At 57.9% G+C, this 14,771-nt stretch carries 16 protein-coding genes and 2 pseudogenes; 6 read left to right on the forward strand and 12 right to left on the reverse strand.

Translation table 11 applies throughout. The features are described 5' to 3' along the window. Positions 1 to 133: 133 nt before the first annotated feature. Complete coding sequence (locus M0D69_RS32315) at positions 134 to 568, forward strand: cupin domain-containing protein (protein ID WP_301785910.1); 435 nt, start codon at positions 134 to 136, stop codon at positions 566 to 568. A 51-nt stretch (positions 569 to 619) separates the two neighbouring features. Here M0D69_RS32315 and M0D69_RS32320 read toward each other — a convergent pair whose 3' ends face one another. The 7 genes from M0D69_RS32320 to M0D69_RS32350 form a co-directional block, all read right to left on the reverse strand. After that, on the reverse strand, positions 620 to 1,678 hold the full coding sequence (locus M0D69_RS32320) for an alpha/beta fold hydrolase (RefSeq protein ID WP_301785911.1): 1,059 nt from the start codon (positions 1,676 to 1,678) through the stop codon (positions 620 to 622). A gap of 121 nt (positions 1,679 to 1,799) precedes the next feature. Continuing rightward, positions 1,800 to 2,840, reverse strand: coding sequence for a fumarylacetoacetate hydrolase family protein (locus tag M0D69_RS32325; RefSeq protein WP_301785912.1), 1,041 nt, complete (start codon positions 2,838 to 2,840; stop codon positions 1,800 to 1,802). A gap of 81 nt (positions 2,841 to 2,921) precedes the next feature. Next, positions 2,922 to 3,719: a substrate-binding domain-containing protein gene (locus M0D69_RS32330; RefSeq protein WP_301785913.1), complete on the reverse strand. Its 798-nt coding sequence runs from the start codon at positions 3,717 to 3,719 to the stop codon at positions 2,922 to 2,924. Then, positions 3,716 to 4,798, reverse strand: coding sequence for a YncE family protein (locus M0D69_RS32335; protein WP_301785914.1), 1,083 nt, complete (start codon positions 4,796 to 4,798; stop codon positions 3,716 to 3,718). Before M0D69_RS32335 ends, M0D69_RS32330 begins: the two co-directional genes overlap by 4 nt. Positions 4,799 to 5,031: 233 nt before the next feature. Further along, positions 5,032 to 6,177 carry a porin gene (locus tag M0D69_RS32340; RefSeq protein WP_301785915.1) on the reverse strand — a complete coding sequence of 382 codons (1,146 nt, stop codon included), beginning with the start codon at positions 6,175 to 6,177 and terminating at the stop codon, positions 5,032 to 5,034. Positions 6,178 to 6,566: 389 nt separating this feature from the next. Beyond that, positions 6,567 to 7,910, reverse strand: a complete 1,344-nt coding sequence (locus M0D69_RS32345) for a sigma-54 dependent transcriptional regulator (RefSeq protein ID WP_301785916.1) — start codon at positions 7,908 to 7,910, stop codon at positions 6,567 to 6,569. Beyond that, positions 7,903 to 9,858, reverse strand: a complete 1,956-nt coding sequence (locus tag M0D69_RS32350; protein ID WP_301785917.1) for an ATP-binding protein — start codon at positions 9,856 to 9,858, stop codon at positions 7,903 to 7,905. The genes M0D69_RS32345 and M0D69_RS32350 overlap by 8 nt, the downstream gene beginning before the upstream one ends. A 206-nt stretch (positions 9,859 to 10,064) precedes the next feature. On the opposite strand from M0D69_RS32350, the gene M0D69_RS32355 reads away from it, so the two are divergent. Both M0D69_RS32355 and M0D69_RS32360 read left to right on the forward strand, forming a co-directional pair. Continuing rightward, positions 10,065 to 10,196, forward strand: a complete 132-nt coding sequence (locus M0D69_RS32355) for a hypothetical protein (protein WP_301785918.1) — start codon at positions 10,065 to 10,067, stop codon at positions 10,194 to 10,196. Between the two features lie 163 nt (positions 10,197 to 10,359). Further along, complete coding sequence (locus M0D69_RS32360; RefSeq protein WP_301785919.1) at positions 10,360 to 11,118, forward strand: GntR family transcriptional regulator; 759 nt, start codon at positions 10,360 to 10,362, stop codon at positions 11,116 to 11,118. Between the two features lie 44 nt (positions 11,119 to 11,162). Here the strand turns inward: M0D69_RS32360 and M0D69_RS32365 are convergent. Together M0D69_RS32365 and M0D69_RS32370 are read right to left on the reverse strand one after the other, a co-directional pair. Then, positions 11,163 to 11,261, reverse strand: a pseudogene (locus M0D69_RS32365) (pyridoxamine 5'-phosphate oxidase); the annotation flags it as partial. A 152-nt stretch (positions 11,262 to 11,413) separates the two neighbouring features. Next, the gene (locus tag M0D69_RS32370) at positions 11,414 to 12,325 is read right to left on the reverse strand and encodes a LysR family transcriptional regulator (protein WP_301785920.1); all 912 of its coding nucleotides are present in this window, start codon (positions 12,323 to 12,325) and stop codon (positions 11,414 to 11,416) included. A gap of 338 nt (positions 12,326 to 12,663) precedes the next feature. On the opposite strand from M0D69_RS32370, the gene M0D69_RS32375 reads away from it, so the two are divergent. Then, entirely contained in the window at positions 12,664 to 13,374 is a 711-nt protein-coding gene (locus M0D69_RS32375; RefSeq protein ID WP_301785921.1) for an SDR family NAD(P)-dependent oxidoreductase, read from the forward strand. 59 nt (positions 13,375 to 13,433) lie between these two features. Next, positions 13,434 to 13,664 (forward strand): 4-oxalocrotonate tautomerase family protein, encoded by a 231-nt coding sequence (locus M0D69_RS32380; protein ID WP_301785922.1) that lies wholly within the window; start codon positions 13,434 to 13,436, stop codon positions 13,662 to 13,664. Positions 13,665 to 13,743: 79 nt separating this feature from the next. Here M0D69_RS32380 and M0D69_RS32385 read toward each other — a convergent pair. The 3 genes and pseudogenes from M0D69_RS32385 to M0D69_RS32395 all read right to left on the reverse strand — a co-directional run. Next, positions 13,744 to 14,002: pseudogene (locus M0D69_RS32385) on the reverse strand (FAD-binding protein); the annotation flags it as partial. A 25-nt stretch (positions 14,003 to 14,027) separates the two neighbouring features. Continuing rightward, positions 14,028 to 14,234, reverse strand: a complete 207-nt coding sequence (locus M0D69_RS32390; RefSeq protein ID WP_301785923.1) for a tautomerase family protein — start codon at positions 14,232 to 14,234, stop codon at positions 14,028 to 14,030. Then, positions 14,182 to 14,388, reverse strand: coding sequence for a hypothetical protein (locus M0D69_RS32395; protein WP_367619789.1), 207 nt, complete (start codon positions 14,386 to 14,388; stop codon positions 14,182 to 14,184). Before M0D69_RS32395 ends, M0D69_RS32390 begins: the two co-directional genes overlap by 53 nt. Before the next feature lie 151 nt (positions 14,389 to 14,539). Between M0D69_RS32395 and M0D69_RS32400 the strand changes: the two genes are divergently transcribed. Then, positions 14,540 to 14,749, forward strand: coding sequence for a hypothetical protein (locus tag M0D69_RS32400; RefSeq protein ID WP_301785925.1), 210 nt, complete (start codon positions 14,540 to 14,542; stop codon positions 14,747 to 14,749). The last annotated feature ends 22 nt before the right edge of the window (positions 14,750 to 14,771 follow it).

Genomic DNA, 14,771 nt, shown 5'->3' on the forward strand with positions numbered 1-14,771 from the left:
CAGCGTAGAATTTTGCGTCAGGTAGCCGCCGCCTTCATGCTTCAATAAGTATGCGTCAATCGGCACTGGATCGAAACCGGCTCGGCGGACGGCGCCTTCACGTGATCTTGCGACCTCGAAGGAGGAGCACCCCATGCAAGACGGCTCATACGACGCGCAAGCGTCCCTCGTCACGGTGCGACCCGAGCGTGAAATCGCTACGGGCCAGCGCCTCCCTTACTTCGTGGGCATCTCGGCGTTGAGCGCAGGCGCCAAGGGGCTGTCCATGTACCTCGTGGTGGTCCCGCCCGGCGGACACGCCGAGCCCCACGTGCATTGCGGCCACGAAACCGGTATCTACGTACTGGAAGGACGCGTCGAGACGCGCTACGGCCCGGGACTGCGCCAATCGGTCATCAACGAAGCGGGGGACTTCCTGTTCATTCCGCCGGGCGTCCCGCATCAGCCGTTCAATCTCAGTGAGACGACGCCCGCCCGGGCGATCGTCGCGCGCAATCAGGCCGACGAACAGGAGCAGGTCCTGCCCTACGATCCGGCTACTGAGAGCCCGCCAGCCCGCCGGCCCTGAGCGCCGGCTTCCCTTTCACGCCGACGGAAAACGCGCCCGCATGAAGCCGGGTCACCCGCTTGCGGCGGTACGCTGCGGCGGCATCGTGAAGAAGGCATGCATGGCGTGCCAGATACGGTGGCGGTTGATGCCAAGCACCGCGACATGGGCGACACCCTTGATCTCACAGAATTGTTTGTCTTTGTTCGGCAGTTGCGAGAAGAAATCGAGTAATTCAGCATCCGTCGCGTTGCCGTCGTGTTCGGCCCTCGTCATGCAAACGGAACACTGAAGCCTTTTGGGGTCGACCATCGGCATATGGATCGCCATGTCGACATAGGTTCCGTTCGGCGTCCGGTTCGTCAGCTTCAGCTCGTAGTCACCCAAGGCTTTCGGTACTGCCGGGTCGACCGTCGACGGGTCATCGCGCGAAAAAATGGCGTCGAAGCTCGCTTGCGAGGTCGGCCGGAAGTTGCTGGCCGTGAGGTTCGCGATGTTCGCGCGCCGCTTCATGATCTCGGGCGCGCCCTCCCCGGTATAGGTGAACGCATCGAGCACCATGCGGTCGACTCGCTCCGGCTCTTCCATTGCAAAGACACCCAGGCGGATCGAGCCAGAAGACTGACCGTAGAACATGACCTTCTTCTGTCCGGTAACGTGCTCGACAATCGGCAGCGCGGCTTTCAAGTCGTCGACGCCAGATCGGATATTGGAGTTCGATTCGGTCATGGACGAACGGCCGTAATTCTCATGATCCATGGTCCAGACGTCAAAGCCGTATCTTGCGAACTCGTCCATGAACGAGTAGTTCGACAATCCGGGTACCTGCAGGTCGAAACCGCCCCGCCCCGAGAACGACGAGCCATGCACCAGGAACAATACCGGCTTCGGGCCCGCAGCTGCGTTTGCGCCGTCGGCTAAGCGCTTGCGGTACAGGTACAGTTTCACCGCGCCTTTTTGCGCCCAGTAATCTTCGGCAACGATCTGCATGGTCGCAGCGCTTGCGCCTATCGGCATCACAGTCGTGGTGACCAATGTCAGTGCTGCGCCTTGCAAAAAACGACGTCGCTGCAATACGTTCTGCTTCTCACTCACATCACTCACATCACTCACATCACTCACATCGCTCATTCTGATTCCCTATGACTGTCCAACTATATTGATCACGCCAACGTCGGCCTGTCGATCAGGCCGCCGCCCAAGTCAACCGCCCCGGTAGCGACTTCTCCCTATTCCCGCGCGACACATGCCGCTAGGTAGTGACCTGACGAATCACATTTCGGATCACGCCGATCCGATCGATTTCGGTTTCCATCACGTCGCCAGGTTTCAGGAACTCCGGCGGGTTACGAGCGGCGCCGATGCCTGAGGGTGTCCCCGTTGCGATGATGTCGCCGGGCTCGAGCGTCAGACCGAGAGAGAGCTCAGCGATGAGGCGCGGCACCTTGAAATACATCTGGCTGGTGTTGATTTGCTGCTTCACTACACCGTTCACGCGCGTGGTCAGTTGCAGGTCTGTGTAGTCGATGTCGCTGGCAGGAATGATCCAGGGGCCAATCGGGCCATGACCGTCCAGGCTCTTGCCCTTGAACCATTGCCCGCCATGATCGACCTGCATGTCGCGCGCGGTCGTGTCGTTGATCACGGCATAGCCGAACACATACTGCATCGCGTCGGCTTCCGCGATGTTATAGCCACGCTTGCCAATGATGACCGCCAATTCGCCCTCCCAATCGATCTTCACGGACACCGACGGATCAAAGGGGATGGGGTCAAAGGGACCGTTGATGGTGTGCGTGCCCTTGGTAAAGAACACTGGGTGCTTCGGCAGAGCTGCCTGCTTCGCGGTCAGGCTCTCGCCGAAATGCTCCAGGTAGTTCCACCCGACAGCGTAGACGTTGCGGGCGGGCACCGGGATCGGCGCGAGTAGCCGCACGCGCTCAAGTGACGCATACGGTCGCCCGGAGGCCGCGCATCGACGCGCCTGCGCGATGGCATCGGGCCCGGCGGTTATCAACGAGACCATGCTCGCCGGGTCGAAGGCCAACGTCATACCTAAGTCCCGGGCGGTCGCGCCGAGGTCGATTACCATGCCCTGGGCCGTCACCGCACCAAGGCGAGGCGCTTCTGCGGCAGCATGGCGATAGGTCACCAACCGCAACGCATTGCCAGCCGGTCCTGACCCTGCGGGAACCTTGATTGCTGCGGGAGTCGCGCCTGCTCGAGTGGTTACCGCCGAGCTAAGGGCGAGCCCCGTGCCTATTTTAAGGAGGGTGCGACGCGCTTTGTCCAAGATCGTTCCTTTGAAGTAGTAGACCTGAATAATAGTGCCTGGTAAAGCTGGCAGCGTATGGCTAACGAGGTCCGGCTCCAGCTAGTTCGCCGGTGAAACAAGGTCGAATCCGTTCGCTTTCAACGACGCCTGCACTGCCGGACCGGTGAGATAGGAGAGCAGCTTTTTTGCCACCTCCGGTGACTCACTGTTGGTGCCGATACCCACTGCGTAGGTCGTCTTGAGCTGCAGGTCTTCTGGAATGGGCCCGACGAGCGTGACGCCGTGAACGGGCTTGATCTCGCTGATCTGCCCCAGTCCGAGGGATACTTCGCCCCGCGCCATGGCCTCCATAGCGGTTTGTCCTTCGGCGTAGTACTTGATCTTGGCATCTACCCGGTCACCAATCCCGAGGCGGTCAATCAGTTTGGCGAGATATATGCCCGACGTCGCCCCGGTTGCCGGATTGGCCATGCCGATCGACGGAGCGTCGAGCAAGACATGCGCGAACGCCTGGTCATCCCCGATCCAGGGCGCAGCGGTGCCGGTCTTGACCGCCATGCCAAGTCGCACGCGAGCGAGGTCTCTTTCCGACCCCTCCTGCACCAGATGACGCTCGACCAAATTAGCCAGCGGCATGGGAGGAACAATGACGAGATCGAAAGCCTCCCCCGACACCACCCGATCGTGCACCTGGCCTGCGGTACCATAGATCAAGCGGACATGGTCGCCACTCGCCGCAAAGTATTGCTCGGGCAGTTTCTCAAGAGCACCTTTCAGCGCGGCCGCCGAAAAAACTACCAGATCCGCTGCATGAACCGGCTGAATAACTGCGAGCAGCACGCCGATTAAAAATCCCGCTTTTATTTTCATGAGAACTGTCCTCACGATGAGCCTCATTGAGTACTGTAGACGCCGATGCAACCACCGCACGGACCACCTGTTTTAGGAAGCGGTACAAACACATGTCCATTCACATCGCTCGCGGCAACCGAATGGGCATTACCTCCCGTCGGGATGCTCTGTAAGAGCGTGTTGCTCTTGGCATCGATCACGCCCAGAACCGGACCATTCGGCATCTGCCGGCCGCTAATGTAGTACTGCCCGTTTTTAGCGCTATAAGCCACTTCGTCAGCTGCGCCCATATCGGGAACCGAGGCGACGACCGCCCCGCTATCTCCGTTGACGATCAGCGTAACCGGTTTGAGCGTCGACTTCTTGCCGCCGGCGTTGCAACCGATCACCAGATTCTTTCCCGGCCCGCGTGCCAGCCCGGCAGGTGTGCAGCCGGAAACCTTCATGACATTCGTGACTTCGCCCTTGAGCGGATCGATCATGGCGATTCCGCCCGTTGACTTGTCGCCCTTGATTTCCGGAACCGTCATCAGGAAGATGCCTTTCGGTGCGTAATAGATCGGCTGCTCGATTCCATCGGTCGCGTCATTGAAGACGATCTTTTTGAGGATCTTATGTCCCGGCTTGGTCGAGATCAGCGTCACGAAGGGAGGATCATCCGCATCGTTGGTGACGAGAAAGACATGGTGCTTGGGATCGTACGCCATTTCGTCAGCGCGATTTTTCCCGCCCGTCTTGATCGTTTCGACAATCGTCTGGGACTTGAGGTCGATGACCTTGACCGAGCTATCCCCATCGCCGGCCCAGGCCTCATCGCCAATGACCAGGACGCCATTAGGCCCCGCCGTGTCGTTGTCCTTGTCGAAGCCGACAAAACCGGGCACCTGGCCAACTACCTTCTCTGTCGTTCCGTCAACAATATCAACGGCCTTGTTGCTTCGGTCGGCCAGGTAATACCGATTAGTCTTCTGATCGACATAGCTGATGTCGAACGAATCCAGGGGCGCGCCTGGAACTTGCACTTTGGAGATCATCTTGAGTTCAGCGGCGCCTACATGGCCGGTCAGGACACAAGAAAACAGGCTGCCGAGCAGCGCGAGCGACTTTAGTTTGTATGACATCATCTCGATTCCTTTTGTATTGCTGCCAATGTTTGTTTCAGGCTTAACAGCCGATGTTTTTGCACGAGTGGTGCCTTGCGGAGGTATAGAAAGAACTCACTTCCTTCGCGAGTTGCCTGCAAGGTATTCGTGAATCTCAGGTTCCATTTACCAACGGGATAATTTCTAATACGAGCGTGCCGTCTGAGACACTGCGGCAGTGGCTGTCAAAACACCTGCGGCTTTTGCATGCGTCGTCAGAACTTGTGGGTAATGCCCAAGATAAGAGCGACCTGATTTGGCGTGCTTGAGCTGGATTCGAGGTCACCCACCGAACCGCCAGCAGCGACGACGCTATTGCCGTCTTCGCTGAACGTGGTGCCGTGTGCATGCGAGTAACCGCCGATTGCGTAGACGGTCGTACGCTTGGACAAGGAGTATTCCGTGCCCGCCGCAACGGTGTTGTACGTAGCCGAAGAAGCGCCGCTTGACTTCGTAAAGGTATAGCCGAGGTTCACCACAAGCGCTGGCGTCACCTGGTACTCGAGGGAGGTCGCTCCGGTATTGAAATTTTCAGTACGGTTGAATGCCGCGAAGCTTCCATAGGGCTTCCACTCCGCATTGCTGTAGCGCACGTTAGCGGTAAACGGACCGATAACATACTGAGCCGCAACGTGGGTGATCATCCTTGAGCCTACAAACGCGACACCGCCAAAGAGCGGCGTGACGGAGTTGTTCTGAGTCTGGTCGGCCGTGCCCACGCCACCTGCACCGTCATTCTTGGCGAAGATGTAACCAACGGCCAGTCCCAAGCCACCGTAGGTGTACGACGCAGCAGCCGAGGAAGTTTCCTGCGACGATACGCTGCCCGCCACGCCGCCCAGGCCGTACATCAATTCATACTGCAGGCCGCCATAAGTCGGGCTCGTGTACTTGATCGAATTGTCAACGCGAAAGGTATTGTCGTTGTTGTCGGCGTCGCCCGGGGTCGTAAACGCGGGACCATAACCGTCGGCCGTAAAGGGTTGAACCAGATCAACCGTTGGATCCAGCTGGCGACCGATTGTGATCGTGCCCAGGGTGGTGCTCGACAGGCCTACCCATGCGTTCTTTCCAAACTCGCGGCCACCCTGTCTCAACTTGCCGGTGTTGATGTCAAAGCCGTTTTCCAGGTTGAAAATCGCCTGAAAACCGCCACCCAGGTCCTCCTTGCCCTTGATGCCCCACTGGTTAGTGGTCAGGTCAGCGCCCTGCATCGTAACCAAGGAGGCGTGCCCCACATTGTTGTAGTACGCCAATGCGTTATCAATCTCGCCGTAAAGCGTGACACTGCTTTGGGCCTGGGCGATAGAAGCTGTGGACAGCATGGTCAGGGTAAAACACGAAATTGCGAGACGTCTCATAAAATCTCCAAAATATTATAGGTATAAGAATCCATCAATCCAGTCAGTTAGTAGACCGATTTAATTGGTGAAGAAGTGCCAGCGCAAGATGCTGCGGTTCCTGGTGGAACAGATCAGCCGGCGAAGCGGTTTAAGCGGCGGAAATAAGGGATTCGGCTACGTTGATACGCTCTCACGCGCAGTCACGCAGTCGTGCACGGGCCTCCGTTGTCATCGTAATTGTCATCAACAATTACGCAAGCGGCGTGCCAGTCTGTGCGACTACTAAGCTATTGATTTAAGGTGCATTTGCCGTTTGTTCGTTCGGCCTTATTGCGGAAAACCAGAAAAGCGTCCATTTGATGGCTGGAAATAGGGTCGAGCTCTTCCAGGCCCTGATCCAGACCAGTTCATTTGAACTCCTCGGTACTGATGCCCAGGCGACGCATCTTGTCGTACAGAGTTTTTTTGGGTACACCCAAGCGCTCGCACGCGATAGCCGCGCGGCCCGAACATCCGCGCAACGCCTCTTCGATCAGCTGGCGCTCGAACAGATTAAGTTTGGTCTCAAGCGATGGTTTCTCGATATTGTCGTCGCTGCTGGCTGCGTCGACGCGCGTCGGCATACCTAACGTGAAGCGCTCAGCCACGTTACGTAGTTCCCTTACGTTCCCCCCCCAAGGTCGCGACATCAGGTCGTGCATTTGCGCTGGCGAGATGTCCGGTATCGGCCTGTTGTATTCAGCCGCAGCCCGTACGACAAAGTGCTCGAACAGGAGGGGAATATCCTCCCGGCGTTCCCGCAGCGGAGGAATCTCCAGCACCATGACGCCTAGCCGGTAGTACAAGTCATCGCGAAAGTGGTTTGTTGAAGACAGCGCCAACAGATCCGCCTTGGATCCCGCGACGATCCGGCAGTCCATCTCAAGCAGATCGTTGGAGCCGACACGCTCGAACTTTTTCTCCTGCAGCAAGCGCAACAGTTTTACTTGCAGCGACATCTGCATTGTTTCAATCTCGTCGAGAAACAACGTGCCTCCCCGAGCGTATTCAATTTTTCCGATACGCCGCTTGATCGCGCCGGTGAAGGAACCAGCCTCATGGCCGAACACTTCGCTCTCGAACAATAGCTCGGGAATACCCGCGCAGTTGATCGCTGCGAAATTCTTCGCCTTTCGATGCCCGTAGTCATGCAGTGAACGGGCGACCAATTCCTTGCCCGTTCCTGTTTCGCCGAGAATCAGTGCATTCGCGTCGGCATCGGCAAGTTCCAGGATCATTCGGCGCAGGCGTTCGATCGCTGGAGAACGTCCGAGAATTCTTCCTTCTATATTGTCCCGATGCGCAAGTGCCTGACGAACGGATGCGAGTTCAAGCGTCAGGCGACGCTTTTCGAGCGCGCGCTGCGCTACGTCGACCAGTTGTTCCGACGAGTATGGTTTCTCGACAAAATCATAAGCACCCCGGCGCATCGCGTCGACCGCCATTGGGATATCACCGTGACCGGTCACGAGGATAACCGGCAGCGATGCGTCGGTTCCGACCGTATGCTCTAATAATGCGAGGCCGCTCATGCCGGGCAACCGGAGATCGCTGACCAGAATTCCGGGGAAGCCAAACTCGATATAACGCAGGGCATGTTCGGCCCGCTCGAACGACTGGACCTCCAGCCCGCTCAAACGAAGTGCTTGCATGCCGCCGAGGCGCACCGCCGCGTCATCTTCCACAAATAGCACCTTTAGATTTTTAGACATCGTCTCCTCGCAGTGTGGTCCGTTTTAGCCTGACGGTGAATTCAGTGCCGTCTGGCCTGTTTTGGGCGTCCAGGGTGCCGCCGAACTCGTGGATGATGCCGATCGAAATCGTCAAACCCAATCCCAATCCTTCGCCCTTGTCTTTAGTCGTAAAAAACGGTTCGAACAAGTGACTTCGGACCTCGTCCGATATGCCAGTACCGGTATCGCGCACGCCAATCGAAACGTGATGCGCTTCATCACTGACGATAATTGTCAGCACGCGCGCTCGAGCCGGGCGGTCGATGTCGATTTCGGCCATCGCATCCAGTGCATTACTAATCAGATTGATAAATACCTGCTCAAGCCGGTTGGGTTCCGCGATCGCGTACACACTATCTTCTGGCTCTTCGCGCACTAACTCGACATTGCCGCTGCGAATTCGGGCATCAAGCAGAAAGATGGCGTTGGAGATGGCGGAGCCGATCAGGACCCGTTCGAGGTAAGTGGGCGATTTGCGCGCAAAGCGTTTGAGCTGGCTGGTGATTTTTCCCATGCGCTCGGTCATGTCGCAAATGACCCGCAGGTTTTGCCGCGCCTCGTCGAATTCAAGCCGCTGCATGAACATCAACGCGTTCGACGACAACGTCCGTAGCGCTGCCAAAGGCTGATTCAGTTCATGCGTGATGCTTGCGGACATCTGTCCGAGCGCTGCCATTTTTCCGGCCTGGACCAACTCTTGCAATGTCGATTTGAGTACGGCTTCTGCACGCCGGCGTTCCGAAATCTCAACCTTCAACGTCTTGTTGATTCGATTCAGCGCATCGGTTCGGCGCGCCACCTTGCGTTCAAGTTCCTCATTCATGTGGTGCAGGTTTTCCTTGGCCGCAAGTTCCTGCGCGATGATCCGTCGCCGCTGCAACAGATACAAAATGAAAACCGTCACCAACGTCATCCCCAGCCCGACCCCAAGGGCGACATTCACTGCTGATACTTCGGCCGGCGTGATGTCGGACAGCGTGCTTATCGTCCAGCTTGTGTCAGGTACCGGGCGGCTCAACAGCAAAAAGCGGGATCTTAGAAAAGCCGGGGCGTGCGGGTCCAGATTGGCCTTAGGCGCGAACCTGGCTATATTGGCCGTGTCCCCTGCCGGCTCTTGCATAATCAAGCCGACTGGTTCCAGTGCGCCCGGCGCATCATATTGATGGTTGGCAATGATCGCCGCGCGTGCTTGCGCAGATAAGACGCTGAGTGACTTGAATCTCCAGCGGTCCTGAGTCGATAGAAAAATGACACCGTGAATATCGCTGATCGTTGCCGTATCGCCCGCACGTTGCCAAATTTGCTCGATCTTGCCGAGGTTGATCTTGACGGTCGCGATGCCAACGACCTTTCCGCTGGCGTAGATTCGCTCGGCATAGAAGTACCCAGCCTCCTTGCTTGCGGCCCCTAAGCCGTAGAACGTGCCACTGCCCGTCGAGAGTGCCTTCTGAAAATAAGGTCTGTAGCCGTAGTTAATTCCGACGAAACTGTAAGACTGGTCCCAGTTACTCGACGCCAGCGTATTGCCCAGTACATCCATGATGTACAGAGTATCCGAGTGCGCCCCCCGATTGACCGAGGCTAAATATTGATCGACCCGCCCGGTGAGCGCGGCATCGTTGGGCTCAAGCAACAATCGCACCACTTCGGGATTGAGGTTCACGAGCGACGGCAAGTAGGCATAACGTGCCAATTCGCTCTTTAGTGCAGTGTCGTAGATATCGATGCGATGGACCGCAGCGCGGCGAATAGTCTCGATGCCGAGTTGCTCGGCGTATTCATAAGACCAGTAGATACCCGCAGCAATGAGCAGCACGACTCCGGCATATCTCTTCAACCATCGCTGAGCATGCACGTGCTGGCGGAGCCAGCTGCGCACCGGCCGATCGCGTACTTCCAACCTGGGATTAAGGCCACCGCTTGACATAGGCAGCTCTCGCTAAAGCGGCGACGCAACAATGCGGCCGCCCGGATCGCTCGTTCTCCGGGCGGCCGGCACGGGGTATCGGCCACTTGTTGATATAAGCAATGGCGCGGAGAACCGCCCCGCACGGACACATCTGCCCCACACCGATAAACGCTGCGCCGTTCACCGCGCCAGCGCTCTAACTTGATCAGGCACGGGACTTCACGATGGATGGGTTCTGCGTCGTTGGCGGCGCGTTCGCCATGTGTGCGGGAGACGTTGCCGAATACGGAATGCGCAAGACGCGCGCTGCCGGCATGGTCGTTCACGATGCCAACGCGCCGACCGCGATCCGATGACTGCATTGCCGGTGCCGGCATGATTGAGTGTGAAGGTCAGAACCGCGCCGGACCGGTGGATCGTGGCCGGGTGCGGCAAAGATGCGTTATGCAAGTCGCCTCCTGCTATATAATTATTTTGTAGTTATTGTATACAGCGTATTCACTGAATAACGGAATGTCAATGGCCTCTGCAACGAAAGGCATGCTGGTGGAAGAAACCGTCGAGGTGCCGGACCAGGCGCTCGATGCCATCGGCCGCAAATATCACGCGCGAATGCGCACGGTCGATGCTTCCAGCGACTCGCTCAGCGACGGCGTGGTGGTGCCGGCTCTCCGGGAAGCGATCGTGGAAGGCGTGCTGGCACCAGGAAGTCGGCTCTCGGAGGTGCAGGTGGCGAAGCAGTTGAACGTCAGCCGCACGCCAATGCGAGAAGCGTTCGCGCAACTCGAACGCGAGGGGCTTGTGACGGTTGTGGCGCGGGTAGGCGCATTTGTACGGTCGGTGACGCTGCGCGACGTGACGGAGATCTACACCGTGCGCACGGCGCTCGAGTGCCTTGCCGTGCAACTGTCCGCGCAGAACATCACGGCGCTGGGGCGAGCGCAACTGGAAGATGTGATCGAGGAAATGCGGGCGGGTGTAGTCGCTGAAGACCCCGCTGCTTATGTGGATGCGCTCGACCGTTTTTATTCGATCGTGATGACAATTGCCGACAATCGTACGCTGCAGGCTACGCATGCGAGCCTGATCGGGCCGGTGCGGCGCTTGCGGCGTATAGCAATGTCTCGCGGGGGACGGATGCGCGTGTCGTTTGACCAGGCGGTCAAGATCAAGGACGCAATTGCCGCGGGAGATCAAAGCGTGCAAGACCTGATGCGCGAGCAACTGCGCGGCGCTTGCGCAGCTGCCACCGACGTGTTGAAGGAAACTGCGGGCTAACCCTTCACGAGGCCTTTGGGCTGAAAGCCGAATCTTGCACATTCCGCATAGTCGATGAGAAACAGATGCGCCTTCGGATTGTCTGCCAGATTGCCCAACGTGATGTATTGCTTGTTGCCGGAGAAATCGGCAAAGGCAATCGTCCTTTGAACTATCGTCGCTGGCTGAGCGGCGGATTCAGAACCCGCCCCAGCGCAGGCCGGCGCTGCAGAGCCGGGCCATGTCACAAGTCAAGTGAGGTTGCATTCAACCGTCAAAAGTCTCCGTGGGCAGCTTGCTGGCGGCCCTGAGCCGTCTATGCTCCCAGTCTTTGCATCAGAAATTCCACAAAACTGCGCACGCGCGACGACAGATGCCGGCCGTGCGGATAGAGCAGGATGAACGGTCGCGAACTACCGCCGTACGGGGTGAGCATCTCCTTCAGTGTTCCGTCCGCAATGTCTTTCTCAACAATGAACCGATAGGTCTGGAATACCCCCGCCCCGTGGCGCGCCAAAGTCACGCCGGCAAGCGCATCGCCTGAAGATCCATAACCTCCACGCGTCACGATTTCCACGGACTCGCCATCGCGAATGAACTGCCAGGGTAAGTTGCGGCCAGTACTCGGCAACTCAAACTGGATGCAGTCGTGGTTAATCAAATCCTCCGGCGTTTCCAGTTTGTCAGCTCTCTGCAAATACGCTGGTGATGCCACGACTACCATCTCCGCGTCCTCGATCTTTCGCGCTATCAGACCGGAATCCTGTGGAGCACGACCCCGGATCGCCAGGTCAAAGCCTTCGTCCGCAAAATCAATGTTGCGATTACTGAGGTGCGTTTCGACTGTGACCTCTGGGTAACGCTCACGAAAATCTGCCAATAGGGGAAGGACGCGGTAGTGACCGTATGGCGTTGGCATGCTGATTCGCAGGACGCCAGCCGGGGTTGTCTGTTGCCCTGTCGCTTCCCGCTCCGCGTCAGCAAGCTGGCTCAGTGCCAGCCGACATTGCTCGAAGTACCGCCTTCCCTGGTCCGTCAACCGGATCTGCCGCGTAGTCCGAACAAACAGCCGTACACCAAGGCGTTTTTCAAGCCGCGCCACCGCACGGCTGACCGCGGCAGGCATGACGCTTGCCGCCGTAGCAGCGGCCGTGAAACTTTCCAGCTCGGCTGCCAGGCAGAACAGTTCGATACTGCCCAGAAGGAGGTCTTCAAATTGACGCTGCATAGTCCCTCAATGACATGGGATTCCCGTTCTTCGCAGCGCGATTATCGCTCGACGGCAGACCCCCAGCTATTTCCTGATGGGAAAACATCCCCTGTGATCTCTTGTTGCGCTGAAGTTGCGCTGAAAACCCATAGCCCCGGACGGCTTGAGTCTCCAACGTCGATCTGAAAAAGCCGACCGGCGAACCCGTCAGCCGCGCACCTGATTTGTTCCCGCCACGCAAGACTGTTTGTCCATGACGGGTAATCGAACTTGACGTAAATGCGCCTAGATTAAGCACCTATCGGCACCGCCGGTTTAGTCGGTAAAAGAGCCGAATCAACTTATTGAGGTCTACCATGAGCACATCACAAAAGGTCGTTGTCGTTACAGGTGCGTCGCAAGGCATTGGCGCCGAGGTGGTCAAAGCTTTCCGCGAACGCGGCTACCGCATTGTCGCAACGGCACGAACCATCAAACCGTCGGACGACCCCGACATTCTGACGGTGGTGGGCGATATCGCCGACCCAGCCACCGCTCGCCGCGTGATTTCCGAAGGCGTGGCACGCTTTGGCCGTATCGACACGCTGGTCAACAACGCCGGCATCTTCATCGCGAAGCCCTTTACGAAGTACACCGCTGAAGACTATGCAGCGATTACGGGCGTGAACCTCGCGGGTTTCTTCTACATCACGCAGCTCGCGATCGCTGAAATGGAGAAGAATTCGAGCGGCCACGTGGTCAACATTACGACTAGCCTGGTCGATCACGCGATCAACGGCGTGCCCTCGGTACTGGCATCGCTGACGAAGGGCGGACTAAACGCGGCTACGAAATCCCTCGCAATCGAGTACGCTAAGAGCGGCATTCGCGCGAACGCGGTCTCGCTGGGCATCATCAAGTCGCCGATGCACGCGCCTGAAACCCACGAAGCGCTCGGGGCGCTGCACCCGGTCGGTCATATGGGCGAGATGAGCGATATTGCGGACGCCATCCTCTATCTGGATTCGGCTCCGTTCGTGACGGGTGAAATCCTGCACGTCGATGGAGGCCAGAGTGCCGGTCACTAAGCACTTCCGGGCGCCGCTGGCCGGCGCTCTGTTCGTCAACCACGATGAAGGAAAGTGATATGCCTATCGTCACGATTCAGGTTACCCGGGAAGGTACCCGGCTCGGCAGCGACTCTGTCACAGCGGAAGAAAAGGCCAAGCTCATCAAGGGCGTGAGTCAGCTGCTGCTCGACGTACTGAACAAGCCTCTCGAAGCGACCTTTGTTGTCATCGAAGAGGTGGACACGGAGAACTGGGGCTGGGGTGGACTGCCGGTCGATGTGTATCGCAAGCAGCAAGGCCTGAAATAGGCGGCGCGGATACGCCTATGCCTTTGCGATCGATATCTCCAGATGAACCACGTCGTCGCATGGCGCATCCGTTTTCTGTTATCAGGTCCAGCGCCATCCATTCAACGAAGAAGTGCGTCTTGGCTGCGACGTATCTGCTGATACAGCGTGTGCAGCAATGCGTGTCCGGTACGGTCGGCTGCGGCGCAAGCGCGCTGCACCGGCTTTTCACCGTAGTTCGCCGTGTGACCACAGAACGGACGCTGATAGATCGTGCCGTCCGCGTTGCGGTCGAACGGCATGCCCATGTGTTCGGGTTCGTAGACAGCGCCGGGCGCTTCACGGCACATGAATTCGATCCCTTGGTTGCGCAATGCAGCGATATCAGCCTGTCTTGATCCCCTTGAAATCCTCTCCGTTGATGCGGCTGGAAACGCTGATATTTTCCGCAGGATGTTCGTGCAGGATCACGTTGATGATCTTTGGGTCCGACCCGATCGAATCGTGCGTGACCTGAATGATGCCCCTGATGAGTTGCTCACGACGCTGGTGTGTCAGACCGGTGCTGATATGGCATTCGATGAAAGGCACGATGATTCTCCCACGTGAACGGATTATCCAGGCCGCCCTCGAAGCCGACGTGCACCTTCGAGAACACGCGGCCGTCCTCGAATTTGATCGTCACTCTTGCGTTCAACGCACGCGGATACCGTGCCCTGAATTCTGCATTCGGCCGCACCGTCACCTTCTCGAGCAACGCTTGTGCGTCAGCCTCATTAGTTATCCATATTGAATGCGTTCGCCACCGTCACCTTGGCAGTCGCCTCAAAACGGGCAAATACCTGAGGACCCCACCAACGAATATATATGTCGCGATCACATATACTTTCGGAAATGTGCCGACGCTGAGCGGTGACGCGATAACTCAAACCCGCTCAATCGGATGGCTCGAACGATTACGGTCGTGCCTCGGCGCACTAGTGGGGATCGCGTTTATCGCCGGCCTGATGCACGTTACGCTCGGCGACAGTGGCATGGTCAAGCAAGCGGACCCGATCCTGTCGCTGTACCGGCGGGGCCATGCCGGTGCCAATCAGGCGCGGTGAAACTACCGTCTCACCTTTGATT

This window comes from Caballeronia sp. SEWSISQ10-4 2 (assembly GCF_030464885.1).
In the GTDB taxonomy this organism is placed as follows: domain Bacteria; phylum Pseudomonadota; class Gammaproteobacteria; order Burkholderiales; family Burkholderiaceae; genus Caballeronia.

What these genes read in the sequence shown, in the direction of transcription:
- M0D69_RS32315 (WP_301785910.1), top strand. Translation starts at nt 134, where the DNA reads ATGCAAGACGGCTCATACGACGCGCAAGCGTCCCTCGTCACGGTGCGA.
- M0D69_RS32320 (WP_301785911.1), bottom strand. Translation starts at nt 1,678, where the DNA reads ATGAGCGATGTGAGTGATGTGAGTGATGTGAGTGATGTGAGTGAGAAG.
- M0D69_RS32330 (WP_301785913.1), bottom strand. Translation starts at nt 3,719, where the DNA reads ATGAGGCTCATCGTGAGGACAGTTCTCATGAAAATAAAAGCGGGATTT.
- M0D69_RS32335 (WP_301785914.1), bottom strand. Translation starts at nt 4,798, where the DNA reads ATGATGTCATACAAACTAAAGTCGCTCGCGCTGCTCGGCAGCCTGTTT.
- M0D69_RS32340 (WP_301785915.1), bottom strand. Translation starts at nt 6,177, where the DNA reads ATGAGACGTCTCGCAATTTCGTGTTTTACCCTGACCATGCTGTCCACA.
- M0D69_RS32345 (WP_301785916.1), bottom strand. Translation starts at nt 7,910, where the DNA reads ATGTCTAAAAATCTAAAGGTGCTATTTGTGGAAGATGACGCGGCGGTG.
- M0D69_RS32350 (WP_301785917.1), bottom strand. Translation starts at nt 9,858, where the DNA reads ATGTCAAGCGGTGGCCTTAATCCCAGGTTGGAAGTACGCGATCGGCCG.
- M0D69_RS32355 (WP_301785918.1), top strand. Translation starts at nt 10,065, where the DNA reads ATGGATGGGTTCTGCGTCGTTGGCGGCGCGTTCGCCATGTGTGCGGGA.
- M0D69_RS32360 (WP_301785919.1), top strand. Translation starts at nt 10,360, where the DNA reads ATGGCCTCTGCAACGAAAGGCATGCTGGTGGAAGAAACCGTCGAGGTG.
- M0D69_RS32370 (WP_301785920.1), bottom strand. Translation starts at nt 12,325, where the DNA reads ATGCAGCGTCAATTTGAAGACCTCCTTCTGGGCAGTATCGAACTGTTC.
- M0D69_RS32375 (WP_301785921.1), top strand. Translation starts at nt 12,664, where the DNA reads ATGAGCACATCACAAAAGGTCGTTGTCGTTACAGGTGCGTCGCAAGGC.
- M0D69_RS32380 (WP_301785922.1), top strand. Translation starts at nt 13,434, where the DNA reads ATGCCTATCGTCACGATTCAGGTTACCCGGGAAGGTACCCGGCTCGGC.